General features: G+C 72.0%; 17 protein-coding genes and 1 pseudogene. 3 read left to right on the forward strand and 15 right to left on the reverse strand.

Annotated elements, in window-relative coordinates; all coding sequences use genetic code 11:
- Window positions 1-49: 49 nt before the first annotated feature.
- From AB0J12_RS30420 to AB0J12_RS30480, 13 genes are all read right to left on the reverse strand, one after another.
- A complete protein-coding gene (locus tag AB0J12_RS30420) occupies window positions 50-1390 on the reverse strand; it encodes a sugar ABC transporter substrate-binding protein (protein ID WP_363267772.1) in 1341 nt (446 codons plus the stop codon).
- A gap of 47 nt (window positions 1391-1437) precedes the next feature.
- A complete protein-coding gene (locus AB0J12_RS30425) occupies window positions 1438-3432 on the reverse strand; it encodes a pectinesterase family protein (protein ID WP_363267773.1) in 1995 nt (664 codons plus the stop codon).
- 33 nt (window positions 3433-3465) lie between these two features.
- Window positions 3466-4968, reverse strand: coding sequence for a glycoside hydrolase 43 family protein (locus AB0J12_RS30430; protein WP_363267774.1), 1503 nt, complete (start codon window positions 4966-4968; stop codon window positions 3466-3468).
- Window positions 4965-5810, reverse strand: coding sequence for a PmoA family protein (locus tag AB0J12_RS30435; RefSeq protein WP_363267775.1), 846 nt, complete (start codon window positions 5808-5810; stop codon window positions 4965-4967). The genes AB0J12_RS30430 and AB0J12_RS30435 overlap by 4 nt, the downstream gene beginning before the upstream one ends.
- Window positions 5807-6970 (reverse strand): Gfo/Idh/MocA family oxidoreductase, encoded by a 1164-nt coding sequence (locus tag AB0J12_RS30440; protein ID WP_363267776.1) that lies wholly within the window; start codon window positions 6968-6970, stop codon window positions 5807-5809. Before AB0J12_RS30440 ends, AB0J12_RS30435 begins: the two co-directional genes overlap by 4 nt.
- On the reverse strand, window positions 6967-8262 hold the full coding sequence (locus AB0J12_RS30445) for a pectate lyase (RefSeq protein ID WP_363267777.1): 1296 nt from the start codon (window positions 8260-8262) through the stop codon (window positions 6967-6969). Before AB0J12_RS30445 ends, AB0J12_RS30440 begins: the two co-directional genes overlap by 4 nt.
- Window positions 8259-9107, reverse strand: coding sequence for a carbohydrate ABC transporter permease (locus AB0J12_RS30450; RefSeq protein ID WP_363267799.1), 849 nt, complete (start codon window positions 9105-9107; stop codon window positions 8259-8261). Before AB0J12_RS30450 ends, AB0J12_RS30445 begins: the two co-directional genes overlap by 4 nt.
- Before the next feature lie 32 nt (window positions 9108-9139).
- Entirely contained in the window at window positions 9140-10072 is a 933-nt protein-coding gene (locus AB0J12_RS30455; RefSeq protein WP_363267778.1) for a sugar ABC transporter permease, read from the reverse strand.
- Between the two features lie 81 nt (window positions 10073-10153).
- Window positions 10154-11887: an L-arabinonate dehydratase gene (gene araD, locus AB0J12_RS30460; RefSeq protein WP_363267779.1), complete on the reverse strand. Its 1734-nt coding sequence runs from the start codon at window positions 11885-11887 to the stop codon at window positions 10154-10156.
- A complete protein-coding gene (locus tag AB0J12_RS30465; RefSeq protein ID WP_363267780.1) occupies window positions 11884-12795 on the reverse strand; it encodes a dihydrodipicolinate synthase family protein in 912 nt (303 codons plus the stop codon). The genes araD and AB0J12_RS30465 overlap by 4 nt, the downstream gene beginning before the upstream one ends.
- Window positions 12792-13472 (reverse strand): GntR family transcriptional regulator, encoded by a 681-nt coding sequence (locus AB0J12_RS30470; protein WP_363267781.1) that lies wholly within the window; start codon window positions 13470-13472, stop codon window positions 12792-12794. Before AB0J12_RS30470 ends, AB0J12_RS30465 begins: the two co-directional genes overlap by 4 nt.
- A 172-nt stretch (window positions 13473-13644) precedes the next feature.
- Window positions 13645-14397, reverse strand: a complete 753-nt coding sequence (locus AB0J12_RS30475) for an MBL fold metallo-hydrolase (RefSeq protein ID WP_363267782.1) — start codon at window positions 14395-14397, stop codon at window positions 13645-13647.
- Window positions 14398-14564: 167 nt separating this feature from the next.
- Entirely contained in the window at window positions 14565-15161 is a 597-nt protein-coding gene (locus AB0J12_RS30480) for a TIGR03086 family metal-binding protein (protein WP_363267783.1), read from the reverse strand.
- A gap of 170 nt (window positions 15162-15331) precedes the next feature.
- Here AB0J12_RS30480 and AB0J12_RS30485 point away from each other — a divergent pair.
- Window positions 15332-15745 (forward strand): annotated as a pseudogene (locus tag AB0J12_RS30485) (MFS transporter); the annotation flags it as partial.
- 27 nt (window positions 15746-15772) lie between these two features.
- On the opposite strand, the gene AB0J12_RS30490 reads toward AB0J12_RS30485, so the two are convergent.
- Window positions 15773-16930 (reverse strand): hypothetical protein, encoded by a 1158-nt coding sequence (locus AB0J12_RS30490; RefSeq protein ID WP_363267784.1) that lies wholly within the window; start codon window positions 16928-16930, stop codon window positions 15773-15775.
- Window positions 16927-17868, reverse strand: a complete 942-nt coding sequence (locus tag AB0J12_RS30495; protein WP_363267785.1) for a 5-dehydro-4-deoxyglucarate dehydratase — start codon at window positions 17866-17868, stop codon at window positions 16927-16929. The genes AB0J12_RS30490 and AB0J12_RS30495 overlap by 4 nt, the downstream gene beginning before the upstream one ends.
- A gap of 275 nt (window positions 17869-18143) precedes the next feature.
- Between AB0J12_RS30495 and AB0J12_RS30500 the strand changes: the two genes are divergently transcribed.
- Both AB0J12_RS30500 and AB0J12_RS30505 read left to right on the forward strand, forming a co-directional pair.
- Window positions 18144-18953 (forward strand): NAD(P)-dependent oxidoreductase, encoded by an 810-nt coding sequence (locus AB0J12_RS30500; protein ID WP_363267786.1) that lies wholly within the window; start codon window positions 18144-18146, stop codon window positions 18951-18953.
- 269 nt (window positions 18954-19222) lie between these two features.
- Window positions 19223-19993 (forward strand): DeoR/GlpR family DNA-binding transcription regulator, encoded by a 771-nt coding sequence (locus tag AB0J12_RS30505; RefSeq protein ID WP_363267787.1) that lies wholly within the window; start codon window positions 19223-19225, stop codon window positions 19991-19993.
- The last annotated feature ends 22 nt before the right edge of the window (window positions 19994-20015 follow it).

The raw sequence follows: 20015 nt of genomic DNA on the forward strand, positions 1-20015 counted from the left end.
GACCAGCCACGACGGACACGCAGCCCCCGCACGGAAACCACCCACTTGCTCAGTGATTCTGCTTCCAGTCGGCCTGCGCCTTGTTCAGCTGATCGGCCAACGCGTCCAGGAACTGCTTCGCCGACATCTTCCCGAGCAGCACCTTCTGGAACCCCGGCTCGTTGTCCGCCTTGGAAATCGTGTTCCAGTCAGGCAGGTAGTACGGCAGCTGCACCATCGACGTGGACCCATCACTCAGCGCCGCGGCGGCCAGCTTCGTCGGCTCCGCCTTCTGGATCCACGCATCGCCGGAGGCTTCCGTGTTGGCCGGCACCTGCCCCGCCGACTCGTTGAACTTGGAGTTCTCCGCGTGGGAGAGCGCGAACTCGATGAACTTCCAGCCCGCCTCCTTGTTCTTGGAGCTCTTGAACAGCCCGAGTCCGTCGACCGGGTTGGAGACCTGGACCCGCTTCCCGCCCGGCCCGGTCGGCTGCGGAATGCCGCGGAACTTGCCCGCGCCGAGCGCCTTCACATGGTCCTGGTAGGAGCCCAGGTTGTGGTTGAGCATGCCGATCGTTCCGGAGTCCCACTGGGCGACCATCTTCGTGAAGTCGTTGTTCACGTCGGCGGCCGGGGTGACCTTCTTGTAGAGCGCGGCGTACTTCTCCAGCGCGGCCACGTTCTTCGGGTCGTTCACCGTGGTCTTGTCGCCGTTCCAGAACGACGTGATCCCGGACTGCCCGTACATCGCGTCCAGCGCCTGCGCGATGGAGCCGGCGCCGCCGCGGATGGTGTAGCCGAACGCGTTCTTCTTCGCGTCGGTGAGCTTCTCGGCCGCCGTGTAGAACTTCTCCCAGGTGGTCGGCGCGTCCAGACCGGCCTTCTGGAAGAGGTCGGTGCGGTAGTACAGGACGCCGTTGTTGGCGGAGGTCGGGATCGAGTACAGGGTGCCGTCACCGCCACCGGCGGCCTTCAGCGAGGCGACCATGTCCTTGTTCAGCTTGCCGTTCAGCGACGACTTGGCGAGCCGCTCGTCCAGCGGCTCCAGGGCGTTCTGCGCGGAGAACTCCGCGAGCATCGCCGCGCCCACACCGCCGACATCCGGCAGGCCGCCGCCCTGGATGGCGGTGTCCACCTTGGACTGGTACTCCTTGGCGGCGATGCCGACGTACTTGACCTTGATGCCGGGGTTGGCCTTCTCGAAGTCGGCGATGACCTCCTTCCAGATGTCGGTGCGGACACCGCCGTTGTTGTCCCAGAAGACGATCTCGCCCTTGCCGCTGCCCTCGGACCCCTTGTCGCCGCCGGTGCCGTTGCCGTCGTCACCGCAGGCGGTGGCGGTCAGGGCGAGCGCGGAGCCCAGGGCGACGGCCAGCGCGGCACGCCTGCTTCTGCGATTTGTGATCTTCATTGATCGGCTCTCTTCTTCTGGATCAGCGGGATGTGAAGGGGTGGGGGTCAGCGGCGGGCGAACGGCGCCCAGCCGTCCGTGCCGCGCAGATAGTCCGCGACGGTGTGCACGCGCGCGTCCGCGTCGCTCATCTGCGGCCGGTCGGCGGTGACGGCGGCTCCGGGGCCGTAGGTGTGGTACTCGGTGAAGCGGGCGTCCTTCCAGGAGAAGCCGCTCATGTCGGTCCAGGGCGCCGGCTTGATCGCGGCGGGCAGCTCGGTGTCACGGATCAGCACCTGGCCGACGGCCTCCGGTTCCCCGCCCGGGTGCCAGGGCCGCCCGAGGTGGAAGGACTCCGCCGGCGCGTCGCTGACGATCTTCGAACCGGTGATGAGGAAGCCGTACGGGTTGCCGGTCCACGTCGAGGCGGCGGTGACGTAGCCGTTGTTCGTGGTGGAGCCGCGGCTCAGCGCCCGGATCACCGACCGCTCGATGACGGTGGTGGCCCGCCCGTAGAGGAAGTCGACGTCGCCCTCGATCAAGGAGTCGCGGACGTAGACGCGGCTGATCGTGGTCAGCTTCGGGCTGTCGGTCATCAGGGTGTCCTGGTTGCCGAGGAACGCGGTGTCCTCGAAGACGATCCGGTCGCCGGTGGTCTTCATGGCCAGCGCCTGCTCGCCGTTCAGCTCGACGGCGGCCTCGTCGAAGTCGTTGCTGAAGGTGAGGTGGCGGGCGGTGGTGTCGTTCGCGGCGATCCGGACGGTCGCACTGCCGGTGGAACCGCCGTACGCGGCCGGGGTGTCGTGGACGATCACGGTGTCGGAGCGCCGGTCGCCCGTCCCCACCAGCGTGACGTACGGCTTGCCGGCCGGGACGTAGACCTTCTCGCGGTACGTGCCCGGCGCGATCGCGATCGTCACCGGCAGGTCGTTGCCGTCGGGCACGGCGTCCACCGCGGCCTGCACGGTCGGGTAGGCGCCGGGGACCGGGAGCGTCACCGAGTCGCCGATCTGCCTCTGCGGGCCGGAGAAGCGGGTGACCAGGGCCGGGACGGCGGCCGCCGGGTCCAGCCGGTAGTCGTAGAAGTCCCGCGGGTCGAACGCGGTGCCCCAGGCGTCGGTACGGCCGGTGGTGTTCCTCAGGATCGATCCGCGCTGCACCAGCTCGGCGGTGGCATCGGCCTGGTAGGGGTGCTGGACACCGTCGTAGTAGCTGTTCTCGATGACCATCTTCGTCCTGCCGCGCGACCAGTTCCCGTACGTCCACACCGGGTCGCCGTCGGCCACCTGCCCGGAGAGGTAGTTGTCGTACAGGTGGGCGTAGGCGCAGTTGTCGGCGGACGGGTTGCGCTGCTTGGTGCCGGAGAACCAGTTGTGGTCGATGGTGATCTGCGTCTTGACGTCGGTGGTCCAGCCGATCCCGAACGCCTTGTTGTGGTTGCTGAATTGGTTGTAGGAGACGGTGATGTACTGGCTGTCCTTGCGGATGTCGAGCAGGCCGTCGCCCATGTGGGTCAGGCGGTTGTGGTCGATCCAGACGTGGTCGGCGGTGTCCATCTGGATGGCGTCGAAGTCGGTGGTCTTGCCGTCCCAGTCGCCCTCGACATAGGAGTCGCGGATCGTCAGGTTGCGGATGATGACGTTGTGCGTGCCGGGGTTCAGGTGCAGTTCGCCGTGGACGATCTCGCCGGTGTCGCCGACGCCGATGAGGGTCTTGTCCGAGCCCACGACGATGTCGGAGCCGAAGGGCGCGACGGCGATCGCACCCTTGACCCGGATGATGTACGGCTCCGGGGCGGCCGCGTACCGGGCGAGCGAGGCCTGGTCGGTGACGGTGACGACCTTGCCGCCGGCGCCGCCCGTGGTGCCTCCGGCGAGGGTGGCGAAACCGTGCGGCTGGTCGGTCCAGCGGTCGGCGGCGGGCGCGGAAGAAGAGGCGGGAGGCGTGACGGTGGCGGCCTTGGCCGCGCCGACCGCGCCGAGACCGAGGGCGGCGACCAGGACGGTGACGGCGACCAGGACGGCACCCGGTCTCGGCAAGCGCTTGCTAGGGATGTGCGGCATTGCGGCTCCCAACAGGCATACAGGGAAAGGGGATCAGAGGGCGGTGATACGGAAGTGCTCGAAGGTCGCCGCGCCGGCGTGTCCCGTTCCTTCCGGGGCGAGCGCGAACAGACCGAGCAGCGCGCCGACCCAGCGCCACGGGGTGGCGGCGAAGACCGGGCCGGAGGGTGTCGGCCCCGCCCCGGTGTCGTAGAAGAAGCGGCAGCGCGCGCCGGCACCGATCTCGATGCGCAGCCGGACCCGGCCCTGCGGGGCGGGGCGCGGGTGGGCGGCATCCCGTTCGGCCTCCGCGACCGGCTCGGCGAACCGGTGCACCAGCTGCACGCCGCCGTCGGTGCCGCGCTCCAGCCCGATCCAGCCGAACGCGTCCCCGAGCACCGCGAGCCCGGCCCGGGCCCCCGGCTCCTCGGCGTCCAGGCACAGCTCGACCTCGACGGCGCTGGGCAGGCCGGGCAGCCGCTGGGTGAGCAGGTTCGGCAGCGTGCGCAGATCGTGCACGTCGGCGGAGCGTACGCAGGTCAGCCGCAGGCCGTCGCCGGAGTGCTGGGTGGCCCAGGCGTCCTGGGGGTTGGCGGTCCACTGCCACTGACGTCCGTACCGTCCGCCGGGGAAGTCGTCGTCGGTGGCGGGCGCGGCCGGCGGCTGCGGCGGCAGGGCGGGCCTGGGGTGTACGGCGACGGGGGCGCCGTCGTTCCCGAGCACCGGCCAGCCGTCGGTGTCCCAGCGCATCGGCTGGAGGTGCACGACCCTGCCGTAGGCGCCGCGCTGCTGGAAGTGCACGAACCAGTCCTCGCCCGCCGCCGTGCGCACCCAGCCGCCCTGGTGGGGGCCGTTGACGTCGGTGTCCTTCTGTTCCAGGACGATCCGCTCCTCGTACGGGCCGAAGAAGTCCCGCGCGCGGAAGGCGCCCTGCCAGCCGCTCTCCACTCCCCCGGCGGGCGCCAGGATCCAGAACCAGCCGTCGTGCCGGTAGAGCTTGGGCCCTTCGAGGGTGAACCAGCCGGGGATGCCGTCGGCGTCGACGATCAGCTTGCCCTCGTCGAGCAGTGAGGTGGCGTCGGGGTGCATCCGGTGGCCGGTGAGGCGGTTCTTCACGCCGGCGCGGGACCTGGCCCAGGCGTGCACGAGATAGGCCTCGCCGCTGTCGTCGTCCCACAGCGGGCAAGGGTCGATCAGGCCCCGGCCGGCCTTCAGCAGGTGCGGGCGGGTCCACGGGCCGAGGATCTCGGGCGCGTTGACCTGGAAGATGCCCTGGTCGGGATCGCCCCAGAAGATCCAGAACCGGCCGTCGTGGTGGCGGATCGACGGCGCCCAGACGCCGCAGTCGTGCCGGGGCCGGGCGAACTCGGCTTCCGGCTCGAGGCGTTCGAGGGCATGGCCGACCAGGGTCCAGTTGACGAGGTCCCGGGAGTGCAGCAGGGGCAGGCCGGGGGCGCGGCCGAAGCTGGAGGCGGTGAGGTAGAAGTCGTCGCCGACGCGAACCACGTCCGGGTCGGACCAGTCGGCGTTCAGGATCGGGTTCTGATACGTGGTCACTGGGCGACTGCCTTTCCGACCAGGGCGGCCGCCTCGTCCCGGTCCGGCCTGCCGTCCGCGACGACCGTGACGATCCGCCGTACGACGGTGTCACCGGCCGGGACCGTCAGCCGCTCGGTGGACGCCAGCGAGGAGCCGACGCCGGGGTACTCGGTGGCGCGCACGAACCACGGGTCTCGCCGGGTGGCGCCGGTGGCACCGGCGAAGACCAGCGTCCAGCCGGAGCCCGCGAGGGCCAGCCAGTCGGCACGGCGGCCGTGCACCGCGTCCTCGCCCTCGGCGTCGGCGGTGAACACCGAGGGCGGCCCCGCCTCCTTGCGGGCCCGCCAGAAGAAGCCGCCGTACGCGGCGCCGGGGCGGCCGTTGGTGGCGGGGCTGCCCAGGGACAGCGGGCCGGGGGTGACGTTGGTGAGGGAGAAGGTGAAGTCCAGCGCCCAGGCGGTGGACGTGAGAGGGGTGGCCGCGACCGTGCGCCGCTCGCGCAGCAGCTCCGCGCCGGCCGCCACCCAGCGCAGCTCCTCGACGAAGCCGTCCGGATCGCGCAGCGCGAACGCGGTGTGCCGCTGGGCGCCGTGGTTGTCCAGCTCGGTCGGGCCCTTCTCGCGCAGGAAGGTGCGCCCGCCCCAGAAGTTGTGCCCCTCGACGTCGGGAACGGCGACACCGACGCCGAGGTGGTGTGCGTGGTCGGCGGGGGTCAGCTCGGTGACCGTGGTGCCGGCCAGGGTGGTGACGGGGTGCAGATAGGGGCGGGGGGAGAGCCGGGCCGGCAGCTCGGGACGGATGACGTAGCGGCCGACGGGACGGCCGGCGACCCGCAGGACGGCGCCGTCGTGGGCGGTCATCGTGTGCTCACCTCTCTCGGCAGGCCGCTCGGGGCCCAGGGGGCGCCGAGCTCGGAGTACAGGGCGAGGGTGTCGGCGGCGGCCGCGACGAGGCCGTCCACACCGCGCACGACCCGGCGGCCCTCCTCGGGCAGCAGGTGCCAGGCGCCCGCGGGCAGCGGGGCCGGGTCGGGGGCGAGCCGGATCCGCTCGACCACCTTCATGAAGGCGCCGGTCGCGTCCGGCGGGACGAGCAGGCCGGCGCCGTGGGTGAGGTGCTCGACGAGGTTGGCGAGCAGGTCCGTGCGGCCGTACTCGAACTCCTCCGGGCCGTGGCCGGCGCGCTGGAGCAGCACCCGGTCCTGCTTGTACCAGAAGGTGATCCGGCCCCGGCTGCCGTGGACCAGCACGTACGGCTCGTCGGGCTGCTCGGCGCACAGGGTGGCCGCGACGACGACGCGCCGGCCGCGTGCGGTGGTGATCCGCACGCAGGAGGTGTCGTCGGACTCGATGGCGTTGGCGCGCAGCAACTCGGTCTCGATGCCGGTGACGTCCTCGGCGCGCACCGAGCCGTCGAGGGCGAGGGCGGTGGCGACGGCGTGCGCGAGGGGGTTGGTGAGCACCCCGTCGACCACGTCGGTGCCGTCCAGCCGCCGCCGGCCCGCCCAGGGCGCCCGCCGGAAGTACGCCTCGGCGCGGGCCCAGGCCCCGGCGCCGCCCACGCCCTCCACCTCGCCGATCACGCCGTCCGCGATCATGTCCCGGATGGCGGGCAGGGCGTGCGAGCCGAGCGACTGGAAGCCGACCTGGCAGGCGACACCGGCCCGCGCCACCCCGTCGGCCATCCGCCGGTACTGGGCGTACGAGGGTGCGGGCGGCTTCTCCAGCAGCAGGTGCACGCCCCGCTCGGCGGCGGCGAGCGCGAGGTCGGTGTGGGTGGGGATCGGGGTGCAGATGACGGCGATCCGGGCGCCGGTGGTGTCCAGCAGGGCGCCGAAGTCGGCGGACTGCTCAGGGGCGCCCAAGCCGTCGGGGATCTCCCGCGGGGTCAGCGGGGTCAGCTCGCAGATTCCCACGAGCCGGACCAGGCCCCGGTCCTGGAGGCGGCGGATGTTGTCCAGGTGCCAGCGGCCATGACCGCGGGCGCCGGCCAGCACGACCGGCACGGGTGTCGTGGTCATCGGATCCTCCCCGCGCCCGCGTCGCGCGCCACCGCCCGGTCGGCCACCGCGGCGCTGTCGACCGGCCCGTGCAGGGCGGGGGTCCAGCCGACGTCGGCGGTCAGATCGCGTTCGCTGCCGGAGTTGTAGGCGTTGTAGATGGTGAGCAGGTCGACCGGGTAGCCGTTGAAAAGGGTGGCGCTCGCGTGCAGCGCGCTGCCGTTCCAGCTCTTGACCAGGTCGGCCGCCTCCACATGGTTCGGGGTGTGGAAGGCGTTGTTCTCGGCGTGGATGCGGGACTCGGTGGAGACGCCGATGGAGTAGCGGTACTCGCCGTCGTCGGGGACCACGTACCGGTTGTCGTAGAGGTGCACCTGGCCGAAGCGGACGCGCGGGGCGCGCTGCACGACGCCGTCGAACTCGTTGTGGTGGAGGGTGACCCGCAGCTTGCCGCGGTCACCGGTGACGTTGTCCCCGTTGCCGATGAGCATCGCCTTGTCGTGGTCGGCGAACCGGCTCCAGGAGACGGTGACCAGGTCGGAGCCGTTCGTGATGTCGAGCAGGCCGTCGTGGCGCAGGTAGTTGCGGGCGAAGCAGGTGGGCTCGTCGGCGTCCGGGTGGCCCTTGTCGGAGGCGGTGAGGTGGTCGACCCACACATGGGTGGCGCCGTTCAGCCACAGGGTGTCGTACGCCGTCTTCCAGTCGCCGAGGCCGCCGGAGTTGGGCTGCCAGACGGGGAAGCAGTCGTAGGCGTCGCGCAGTTCGACGTTGCGGACGATGACGTTGTCGGCGCCCCTCACCTGAAGGCTCGCGCCCTTGAGGACGGCGGAGGAGCCGAGGCCGACGATGGTGGTGTGGGAGCCGACGGTGAACACGATCCGTTCGGCCTGCCGGGCCGCGGAAGCCTGGCGCGCCTCCTCCTGCGGGCCGCTCGGCTTGGCCGCGCCCCAGGTGCGGGGGTCGTACGCGGCGAGGTACCGCTTCAGGTCGTAGCCGCCGGTGGCGTAGCCGGCGCAGCCGAGGTGCCGGCCGCGGTCGTCGGTGTTGGCGTCGATGGTCCCGGCGATCTTGATGATCTTCGGGGTGTCGCTGCCGCCGTCGAGGGCGCGCACCAGGCCGGCCCGGTCGGTGACCGTGTACACGTGGGCGTCGTCGGCGGTAGCGCCTCCGGTGGTGCCGGTGCCGTAGGAGGCCCAGCCGTCGTTCGGGGCGAGGGTGTCGCGGCTGATGCCGCGGACCTGCTCGCCGGCGTGGGCGGGCAGGCAGAACGTGCCCAGCAGTGCGGCGGCCGGAGCGAACTGACGGATCCTCATCCCTTCACCGCCCCGGCGCTGAATCCGGTGATGAGCCACTTCTGGATGAACGCGAACACGATGACCACCGGGACGGCGGCGATGATGCCGCCCGCCGCCAGCGCGCCGAGGTCGACGCTGTCGGCGCTCATCAGGGAGTTGAGGCCGACCGGGATGGTCTGCTTGTCCTGGTTGTTGAGGAACATCAGGGCGAAGAGGAAGTGGTTCCAGGAGTGCACGAAGGCGAAGGAGCCGACGGCGATCAGACCCGGCCGCAGCAGCGGCAGCACGACGACCCGGAAGGCCCGCAGCCGGTTGCAGCCGTCGACCCAGGCGGCCTCCTCCAGGGAGTACGGCACGTTCTTGATGAAGTTGCTGATCAGGATCATCGACAGCGGCAGCTGGAAGACCGTCTCGGCGATGATGACGCTGCCCAGCGAGTTGATCATCTTCAGTTCGGCGAAGATCTGGAACAGCGGCACCAGCAGCAGTGCGCCCGGCACGAACTGCGAGCACAGCAGGGCCAGCATGAAGGCGCGCTTGACCTTGAAGTCGAACCGGGCGAGGGCGTAGCCGCCGGCCAGCGCCACGACCGTGGTCATCACCAGGGTGGCCAGGCCCACCAGCACGCTGTTGCCGAAGTAGGTGCCGAACGAGCGCTCCGTCCACACCTTCTCGAAGTGGTCGAAGGTCAGCGGCCACGGCACCAGCGAGGTGGAGCCGGCGGGGCGCAGCGCGAACAGCAGGATCCAGTAGAACGGGACCAGCGTGAAGACCAGGTAGACCGACAGCGGCAGGTAGATCTGCCGGCGCGGGGCCTGGTCCCAGGGGCGCCGCCGCCCGCGCGGCCGGGTCGGTTCGGGCACCGCACGCTCGGGTGCCGGAGCGATCTCGGTGATCACTTGTCGCCTCCGAACTTGCTCAGCCGCAGGTAGACGATCGAGCAGAAGAGCAGGATCACGAACGCGACCGTGGTCAGGGCGGACGCGTAGCCGAAGTTGTGGGCGTCGACGGAGGTGTGCGCGATGTACAGCGGCAGCGTGGTGGTCTCGCCGGCCGGGCCGCCGCCGGTGAGGGTGTACAGCAGGTCGACGTTGTTGAACTCCCACACGGCGCGCAGCAGCGTGGACAGGACGATCGCGTCCTTCAGATGCGGCAGCGTGATGTGCCAGAACTGCTTGAGCCGGCTCGCCCCGTCGACCTCGGCAGCCTCGTACAGGTCCTTCGAGACGGACTGGAGGTCGGCGAGGATGAGGATCGCGAAGAACGGCACGCCGCGCCACAGGTCGGCGACCACGGCGGCCGGGAAGACGGTGGAGGTGTCCGACAGCCAGCTGGTGCCGTAGGAGCCGAGCCCCAAGTCGGCGAGGTAACGGGTGATGCCGGTCTGGGAGTTGTACAGCAGCACCCAGATCGCGGAGGTCAGCACGCCGGAAACCGCCCACGGGGAGAACACCAGGGCGCGCCCCAGCGACCGGCCCACGAAAGTCTGGTTGACGATGAGGGCCAGCGCCAGACCCAGCAGCAGCTGCAGCCCGACCTCGACGACGACCCACTTGGCGCTGAAGGTCAGCGTGTCCCAGAACTGCGGGTCGTCGGTGAAGGCGTGGGTGAAGTTGCCGAGGCCCGCCCAGCCGTTCCGCCAGGGCTTGGTGGGGTTGTAGTTCTGCAGGCTGTAGTAGAAGACGCTGATGACGGGGTAGGCGATGAAGCCGAGCATCAGCAGGGCGGCGGGCGCGATCAGCAGGTACGGCAGCCTGCGCGGCGTGGCGGAGGCACGGCGCCGCCTCGGTGGCGCGGGCGGTTTCGCCACGGCTGCGGCTTGGGCCATGACTGTTCTCCGTTCTGGTACGTCGTGCGGGAAGCGCTTTCTCGGGTGCAGCGCGGATCAGGGTGACGGGAAAGGGGGGTTTCAGCCCGCGTACGGGTCCTGCACCGTTCCGGGCCGGGCCAGGAACGCGAAGTCACAGCCGGTGTCGGCCTGGGTGATCTGCTCGTTGTAGAGCGCTCCGTAGCCGCGTTCGTACCGGGTGGGCGGCGGCGTCCACGCGGCCCGGCGGCGCTCCAGCTCCTCGTCGTCCACGTGGAGATGGAGGGAGCGGGCGTCGACGTCGAGGGTGATCAGGTCGCCGGTCTCGACGAGCGCGAGCGGTCCCCCGACGTAGGACTCGGGGGCCACGTGCAGCACACAGGTGCCGTAGCTCGTGCCGCTCATGCGGGCGTCGGAGATCCGCACCATGTCGCGCACGCCCTGCTCGAGCAGGTGCCGCGGGACGGGCAGCATGCCGTACTCGGGCATGCCCGGGCCGCCCTTGGGGCCTGCGTTGCGCAGGACGAGCACGCTGTCGGCGGTGATGCCGAGCGCGGGGTCGTCGATGGTGCGCTGCATGGTCCTGTAGTCGTCGAAGACGACCGCGGGGCCGGTGTGCTTGAGCAGCTGCGGCTCGGCGGCGATGTGCTTGATGACGGCGCCGTCCGGGCAGAGGTTGCCGCGCAGTACGGCCACCCCGCCCTCGCTCGCGACCGGGTGGTCGCGCGGCCGGATGACGTCGTCGTGGTGCACCTGCGCCCCGGCGAGCTGCTCGCGCAGGGTGTCGTGGGACACGGTGGGCCTCTCCAGGTGCAGCAGGTCCGTGATGCGGGAGAGGAAGCCGGGCAGGCCGCCGGCGAAGTGGAAGTCCTCCATCAAGTACGTCCGGCCGCCGGGGCGGACGTTGGCGAGGACCGGGACCGTGCGGGCGATGCGGTCGAAGTCGTCGAGGGTGAGGGTGACGCCCGCCCGCCCGGCCATGGCGATCAGATGGATGACGGCGTTGGTGGAGCCGCCGAGACCGAGGACGGTGGTGACGGCGTCCTCGAACGCCTCCCGGGTGAGGATGTCGCCGATCCCTCGGCCCCGGTGCACCAGGTCGACGGCGGTCATGCCGGCCTTGGCGGCCATCCGGTCGTGCCCCGAGTCGACGGCCGGGATGCTGGACGCGCCCGGCACGGTGACGCCGAGGGCCTCGGCGGCGGCGGTCAGCGTGGACGCCGTACCCATGGTCATGCAGTGGCCGGGCGAGCGGGCCAGGCCGCTCTCCAGCTCCTGCATCTCGCAGTCGCCGATGAGGCCGGCCCGCTTGTCGTCCCAGTACTTCCACATGTCGGTGCCGGAGCCGAGGACCTCGCCGCGCCAGTGGCCCGGCAGCATGGGCCCGGCGGGCACGAAGACGGCGGGCAGGCCCGCGGACGCGGCGCCCATGAGGAGGGCGGGCGTCGACTTGTCGCAGCCGCCCATCAGCACGGCCCCGTCGACCGGGTACGACCGCAGCAGCTCCTCGGTCTCCATGGCGAGGAGGTTGCGGTAGAGCATCGGGGTCGGCTTCTGGAAGGTCTCGCTGAGGGTGGAGACCGGGAATTCGAGCGGGAAGCCCCCGGCCTGCCACACCCCCCGCTTCACGGCCTGGGCGCGGTCGCGCAGGTGGACGTGGCAGGGGTTGATGTCGGACCAGGTGTTGAGGATCGCGACGACCGGCTTGCCGAGGTGCTCCTCGGGCAGGTAGCCGAGCTGGCGGGTGCGGGCGCGGTGGCTGAAGGAGCGCAGGCCGTCGGTGCCGTACCACTGGTGGCTTCTGAGTTCCTCGGGCTTCTTGCGGGGAGCGTTCATATGGACCACCCGGCGGCGAGGGCGGCGACCTCCGCGCGTTCGTGTTCGGGCAGCGGGCGGCTCGGCGGGCGTACGTCGCGGCGGCACAGGCCGAGGGAGGCGAGGGCCTCCTTGACGACGGTGACGTTGTTGGCGCTGCCGTTGGCGGCGCGCAGCTCCTCGAAGCGGCGGATCTGCTCCCAGACCTTCATGGCGGCCGGGTAGTCACCGGCGCGCAGGGCCTCGAGCATGTTGCGGGAGACGGCCGGGGCGACGTTGACGAGCCCCGAGGTGAAGCCGGTGGCGCCGGCGGAGAAGTAGGACGGCGCGTACGGCTCGGCGAGGCCGGCGATCCACACGAAGCGGTCGAGGCCCGCGTCTCGGGCGAAGGCTGCGAAGCGGGCGGCGTCGGGAACCGCGTACTTGACGCCGATGACGTTCGGGCAGACGTCGGCGAGTTCGGCGAGGCGGGCGCCGGTGAGCTGCGCGTTGCGGATGTAGGGCACGACGCCGAGCTCGGGGACGGCCTCGGCGATGGCGCGGTGGTAGTCGACCCAGCCGGACTGCGAGACGTAGGGGTGGACGGGCTGGTGGACCATCACCATCTGCGCGCCGAGAGAGCGGGCGTGGTGGGCGGAGGCGACGGCCGTGGGCACGTCGTGGCCGACGCCGACGAGGATTGCGGCGCTCTGCCCTGCCTCCTCGACGGTCAGCTCGGTGACCTGGCGGCGTTCGTCGGGGGTGAGGGCGTAGAACTCGCCGGTGTTGCCGTTGGGGGTGAGGGTGGTGATGCCGCCGTCGAGCAGGCGGCGCAGCAGGGCCTGGTGGGTGCCGGCGTCGACGGTGCCGTCCTCGGCGAACGGGGTCACCGGGATCGCCACCACGTCGGCCAGGGCCGCCCGCTGGGTCTCGAACGCCACGCTGCTCATGCCTGACCTTCCTGGTCCTGGACCTGGTCCTCGGTGAGGGGCTCGGCCTCGGGGAACGCGCGCCGGACGAACGACGCGATGTGGGCGTGCAGGGCACGGCCGGCGCCGTCCGCGTCGCCCGCGAGGGCGAGCCGCAGGATCTCGCGGTGTTCGGCTGCCTCCCGCTCCCAGGAGGGGTCGGCGGCCCAGGCGACGGCGGAGACCAGGGCGGCCTGGTCGCGGACCTCGTCGAGCATCCGGCCGAGCAGCGGATTGCCGCACGGCAGGTACAGGGCGCGGTGGAACTCCCGGTTGGCGAGGGAGCGTTCGGCGGTGTCGGTGGCCTCGTCGGCGCGGGTCAGCGCGGCCTGGGCGGCGTCGAGGGAGGCGCCGCGCGTGACGGCCCGCTTCAGCGCCTCGGGTTCGAGGAGCAGCCGGACGTCGTAGACCTCGCGCGCCATGTCCGCGTCCACCATGCGCACCGTGACGCCCTTGTACTGGCTCATCACGACCAGTCCGGTGCCGGCCAGGGTCTTGAGCGCCTCGCGCACGGGGGTCTTCGACACTCCGAACTGCGCGGCCAGGTCGGTCTCGACGAGGGCCTGCCCCGGCGTCAACCGACCGGTGAGGATGCGGCGTTTGATCTCCTCCAGCACGAACTGCGTGCGGGAGGGGATCGGCGTGGGCACAGAGGTCATGCGCGCCTCTCGGATCTTCGCGGGACCGGGGTCTCGCGTATGGGATCTCACGTATCGCGTCTCATATATGACGTACGAGGTACGACGCGATGACGGTAGGAGCGTGCGGATGTTTCGTCAATGCTTCTGACAAAGGGAGGTGAGGTTGCCTCAGACGTGAGGTGAGGACGCCTCAGACGGTGTGGATGTCGCCCTCGCGGGCGGTGGCCGTGGCGTCACCGAAGACGGCGGCGGCGCGCGCGGTGGCCGCCGCGGGCGTCAGCGTGGGTCCCACGTGCGTGATGAGCAGCCGCCGTGCGAGGGCCTCGCGGGCGGTGCGGCCTGCGTCCTCCGGGGTCAGATGGACCTGTTCGCCTTCGCGATGGGCGTCGATGTCGGCCTCACACAGGAACAGGTCGGCGTCGCGGGCGAGTTCGGTGAGCGCGTCGCAGGGTCCGCTGTCCCCGGAGTAGGCGAGCACGCTCCCTTGGCACTCGGCGCGCAGCCCGTACGCCTCGGTGTCGTGGACGACGGCCCGCGCGGCGAGGGTGAGGTCGCCGTGCCGGGCGACGTGTCCGTCGTACAGGGGACGGACGTCGAGAATCCTGGTCAGGAATCCGGCGTCGGGCCGACCGAAGAACCCGGCGAGCCGCTGCGCGCACCCCTCGGGCGCGTACACCGGGACGGGTTCCGGCGGGGTGAGCCCGCCGAAGGCGAGGCCGTAGACGGCGGCCAGCAGGTCGGCGCTGTGGTCGGCGTGCAGATGGGAGATCCATACGGCCGCCAGCCGCGCCGGGTCGGTGTACTTCTGCAATTCAGCGAACGTCCCGAACCCGGCGTCCACCCACACCTCGGCGCCCCCTCCGCGCAGCAGATACCCGGAGCTGGGGCGCCCGGGGCCGGGGTGCGGAGAGGCGGTGCCGAGGACGGTGAGGGTGAGGGACATGCGCGGCAGCGTATGGGGCTGCGGGGGGCGAGCGCCGCCCGGATTACGGGCGGCGGCGACCGCGGCCGGCGCGCGGAAGTCGGTGAGCCATGGAGGCGGCCCCCGCCACGACGGCGGCCGGTCGCCTCCGCGTCCCGAAAGTCACCAGCCCACGGAAGGCCGTCGCATCAGCTCTGCGGCCGCTCCCACCGGGGGTCCCGCCCGCTCAGCCCCACCGCGCGGTCCAGCAGCGGCGCGTCCTGCGGGACCTGGACGACGGGGCCGAACACGCCGTTGCCGCTGTCGTCGGCGGCCGAGTCGAGGAAGGCGTGCGCCGCCTGGAGTGCGGCCGGGTCGGGCGCGTAGGACTGGCCGGTCGCGCGGGCCAGGTCCCAGGCGTGGATGACGAGCTCGTCGGCGGCGACGGCGGCCGCGACCGCGCCGGGCAGGTCGACGCCGCCCGCGCGGGTCATGCCGGTCCAGGCGGCCGGGTCACGCCAGGCGTCGGCGAGTTCGTCGAGGGCCTTGGGGAGTGCGGCGCGCCAGTCGGGGCCGATGTCCGGTACGCCCGCGGCCGGCGGGGTGTCCGTGGTGGGCCCGAGGTGCTTGCGCGCGGCGTCCCGGAAGGCGACGGCCAGGCCGGCGAGGTGGCCGAGCAGGTTTCGGACCGCGTAGTCCGGGCACGGCGTGGGATCCGCGAGCTGCTCGTCGCGCACGCCCTCCGCGAGGCGGGCCACGATCCGGGCCTGCGGTCCGAAGTCGAAGGTCGGCGTGTCGTCGCTCATGGGGTGCTCCTGGGCAGATCGAGGCCCGCGGGTCGTTGGCTGCTTGGGAGGTAGACCGAGGCGGGCCGCGCAACTCATCGGTGCCCGGACCGCGGATTGCGGCACCTTTCCGATCCCTGCCCCGGGGCCATAGCTCCACGATGACCAGGCATGACGACATCCTGGTGACGGGGCTCGTCTCGGGGGCCGTGCTGCGGCGGCTGGGCGAGCGGCGCTTCGCCGCGTACGGCATCGCCGTCACGGCGGTCGTGGTGGCGCTGCGGGCGGTGCCCGACGAGGCCGTGGCGCTGGTGTGCAGCGCGGCGATCGGGGCGGGTCTGCCCTGTGTGCTGATCGCCGCGCTCACCGCGGTGCAGCGGCAGGTGCCCGGCCCGCTGCTGGGCCGGGCGGTGGCCACGGCGAACACGGTGGTCTTCGCGCCGCACGTGGCCGGTCTGGCCCTCGGCGCGGCGCTGGTGGAGCTGCTGGACCACCGGCTGGTGCTGGTGGCTCTGGGTGTGGCGCAGCTGGCGGGACCCGTCCAGCGACTGCTGAGGGCATCACGCACGGCCGACAGGTCCCCGTCCGACGCGAGCCCGGCGTAAAGAGAACCCGGCCCGCCGAAGGCCCGCTCAGCCGCCGGCCAGGGCATCGCGCACGGCCGACAGGTCGGCGTCCGACGCGAGCCCGGCATGGTAGAGCCGGACCTGGTTCGCGCCGAGGTCACGCGCGCGTGCCGTGTCCGCCGCGAGCGTGCCGGGGCTGCCGCCCATGCCGGTGACCACGGTGAAGTTGGCGGCGAGTACGCCCCGGCGCTGTGCGGCGAACGGCTTCAGCAGGTCCGGGCAGCCGGTGCAGGGGACGACGACGCCGTCCGCGACGGAGAGGATGTGCGCCGGGTCGACGCCGGCGTTGGCGCCGCAGTGGTACGACACCGGGTCGGCGTGCAGCAGCACCCGGAAGCCGGGCGGCGCGGCGGCGCGGACGGCGGCGACGGCCTCCTCCTGGAGGGTGCGGGCGCTCTCGTCGCGGTACGCGCGCGTGGCGGCGGCCGTGGACTCGCCGAGCAGCTTCTCCACGCCGGCCCACCCGGGCTCGCACGGCTCCTCGCGCCACACCGGCTCCAGCGCGGTGCGCACCGCCGCGGCCAGCTCGGCGGGGTCCAGGCCGTGGCGGCCGTAACCCTCCCGGCAGGCCGGGCAGAAGCACAGCGACATCAGGTACTGCCCGGCCTCGCCCAGCCCGACGCCGCCCGTCTTGTCGTGGGCGTGCAGATGGGCGAGCCCGCACCAGCCGAGGGACTCCAGCTCGGTGCCGTGCGCCCCGGGCCGTACCGCGGCCTCGGCGGCGAGCGCGACGAGGTACGCGCGCGTGGCGGGCTGCGCGATGCACGGGGCCCACGGGTAACGGTCGCCGTAGGCGTTGACGACCGAGGTGCGCGGATGCTCGGCGCCCAGACGGGAGTTGTGAGCGAGGACCACCCAGCTGTGCACGCTCAGGCCCGCGTCCGCGAGCGCCGCGGCGGCCTCGCCGTAGGCGTCGCCGGGCGCCCAGTCCCCGGCCGGGTACGGACGCAGGGTGCGCTCCTGCCACGCCCCGCCCGGCGGGTAGAGCACGGCGGCGTACTCGGCGGTGACGACGCGGTGCTGCGGGTGGCGGGGCGTCAACGCGCGCGTGGAGTGGTACGCGGCGGCCAGCGTCACCTGCTCGACCCCGAGGGCGGCGATCCGGGCGGCGGCCCGCGGGTCCTCGTTGACGTCCCAGGGGTAGACGAACGCCGACGCCTTCACTTGCCCTCCTCCAGCAGCACCTGTCCGCGCTCGATCAGCCGCGCGAGCTGCTTGACATGATCCTCGGCCGGCTCGTGCAGCGGGGGCCGCACCTCCCCCACGTCCAGCCCGCGCAGCCGTACCCCCGCCTTGACCAGGGAGACGGCGTACCCACGGCCGCGGGAGCGCAGCTCCACGAAGGGGCGGTAGAAGCCGTCCACGAGCCGGTCGGCGGTCGCCTGGTCGCCGTCCTGGAGCGCCCGGTAGAAGGCGAGGGCGATCTCGGGGGCGAAGCAGAAGACGGCGGAGGAGTACAGCGGAACGCCGACGGCCCGGTAGGCGCTCTGGGTCAGCTCGGCGGTGGGCAGGCCGTTGAAGTACAAAAAGGCGCCCGGCACTTCGCTGCGCACGGCGCTGACCGTGCGCTGCATCAGGTCGAGGTCGCCGAGGCCGTCCTTGAGGCCGATGACGCCTTGGGTGCGGGCGAGTTCCACGACGGTGTCGGGGGTGAACACGGCGTTGTCGCGCTGGTAGACGATCACCGGCAGGGCGCTCGCGGCGGCGATCTCGCGGTAGTGCCGCAGCAGCCCCTCCTGCCCGGCGACGACGAGGTACGGCGGCATGGCGAGCAGCCCGTCGGCCCCGGCGTCCTCGGCGAGCCGGGCGAAGTGGGCGGCGAGGGCGGTGCCGTACCCGGTGCCGGCGAGAACGGGGACGCGCCCGTCGGCGGCCTCGACGGCCGTGCGCACACAGGCCGCGAACTCCTGCGGTGTCAGCGCGTGGAACTCCCCGGTGCCGCAGCAGGCGAACACGGCCGCGGCCCCGTCCTCGACGCCCTGGCGCACATGGGTGCGGTAGGTGTCGAGGTCGACGGAGCCGTCGGGGCCGTAGGCGGTGACGGGGAAGAACAACGGCCCGCCGGGGACGCCTAGTCGAGCGGCGAGGGGGACTGACGTCACGGGCACTCCCTGAGGCACTTATGTTTCTGGCCGCTTACGTTTCTGGCCGCTTATGTTTCTGATCGATGTCCATATCCATGAACACAACCAGCCTAGAGAGCCCGTTCGGTGCCGGTCAAGCACACGGGCCGGGCGGAGTGCGCCGGTCACGGCGCGAGACCAAGTCGACTCCCCCACTCAGGCCACCCCTTGACGACGCAGCGCATCGATCTTTAGCGTTTCCACGCATGTGAATGCCATCCATGCACGCGGCTCTTGACGCAAGGAGACCGAGGATGCCCGCTCCCCGTACCGTTCTGCTCACCGGCGCCGCCGGCGGGCTCGGCACCCTGATGCGGGACCTGCTCCCCGATCACGGCTACACGCTGCGCCTGCTCGACGCCCGCCCGATCGACGACGCACCGGACGCGATCACCGCCGATCTCGCCGACGCGGACGCCCTGCGGGATGCCGTCCGGGGCGTCGACGCGATCATCCACCTCGCGGGCATCTCCCTGGAAGCCCCCTTCGCCAAGATCCTCTCCGCGAACATCGAGGGCACCTACAACCTCTACGAGGCCGCCCGCCAGGAAGGCGTGCGTCGCATCGTCTTCGCGTCCTCCAACCACGCCGTCGGCTACACCCCCCGGCCGCAGGGCGACGACCCGCTGATCCCCGTCGACACCCCGCGCCGCCCGGACACCTTCTACGGCCTGTCCAAGTGCTGCGGCGAGGACCTGGCCCAGCTCTACTGGGACAAGCACGGCCTGGAGACCGTCTCGGTGCGCATCGGCTCCTGCTTCCCCGAGCCGACCAGCGTGCGCATGCTGTCGCTGTGGATGAGCCCCGCCGACGGCGCCCGCCTCTTCCACGCCGCCCTGACCGCCGAGCACGTCGGCCACACCGTGGTCTACGGCTCCTCCGCCAACACCCGCCTGTGGTGGGATCTGACCTCCGCGCGGGCGCTCGGCTACGAACCGCAGGACGACTCCGAGCCGTACGCGGCCAAGCTGATCGCCGAGCAGGGCGAGCTGGAGCCGGACGACGCGGCGCACGCCCACCTGGGCGGCCACTTCGTCACCGACCCGCCGATCTGGCCGTACTGATCCGGAGCGATCCGGCGGAAAATCACCGCCTCCGGGGGCGGGCGGGCACCGAACGGGCCCGTCCGCCCCCGTATTCGGGCACCGGCCGTGCCCGATCCCACGCCCGCGCACGGCAGTCCCGCAGGTCCGCGACGGGCACGGTGCGACGGACACGGGCACACCCGGGCAGCATCGGGCAGGCAACAGACCTGGTCAGCCCCCTGGCGCCCGCTGTAGAACTTCCCCCATGGGCCCGAACGGGCGCCACGGTGAGGGAGGTGCAGCCGGCCATGACGACGAGAAGTGCGGAAGAACGCCAGCGGGAGATCGTGCGGGTCGCCCGCGCCACCGGATCGGTGGACGTCACCGCACTCGCCGTCGAACTGGGCGTGGCCAAGGAGACCGTACGACGGGATCTCCGCGCCCTGGAGGACCACGGGCTGGTCCGCCGCACCCACGGCGGGGCCTACCCGGTGGAGAGCGCCGGCTTCGAGACGACGCTCGCCTTCCGCGCCACCAGCCACGTCCCCGAGAAGCGCCGGATCGCGGCCGCCGCGGCCGAACTGGCCGGGGACGCCGAGACGGTCTTCGTCGACGAGGGTTTCACCCCGCAGCTCATCGCCGACGCCCTCCCCCGGGACCGGCCGCTGACCGTCGTCACCGCGTCCCTGCCGGTCGCGGGCGCGCTCGCCGAGGCCCCGAACACCTCGGTGCTGCTGCTCGGCGGCCGGGTCCGCTCCGGCACCCTCGCCACGGTCGACCACTGGACGACGAAGATGCTCGCCGGGTTCGTGCTCGACCTCGCCTATATCGGCGCCAACGGCATCTCCCGAGAACACGGTCTGACCACCCCCGACCCGGCGGTCGGCGAGGTCAAGGCACAGGCGATGCGGGCCGCACGGCGCTGTGTCTTCGCCGGAGTGCACACCAAGTTCGGTGCGGTCAGCTTCTGCCGGTTCGCCGACGTCGGCGCACTGGAGACGATCGTGACGAGCACCCAGCTCCCGGCGGCCGAGGCCCACCGCTACTCCCTGCTGGGCCCGCAGGTCGTCCGGGTCTGATCCGAGCCAAGTCCCCTCCCGG

It is taken from the genome of Streptomyces sp. NPDC049915, from assembly GCF_040656475.1.
Lineage (GTDB): Bacteria > Actinomycetota > Actinomycetes > Streptomycetales > Streptomycetaceae > Streptomyces.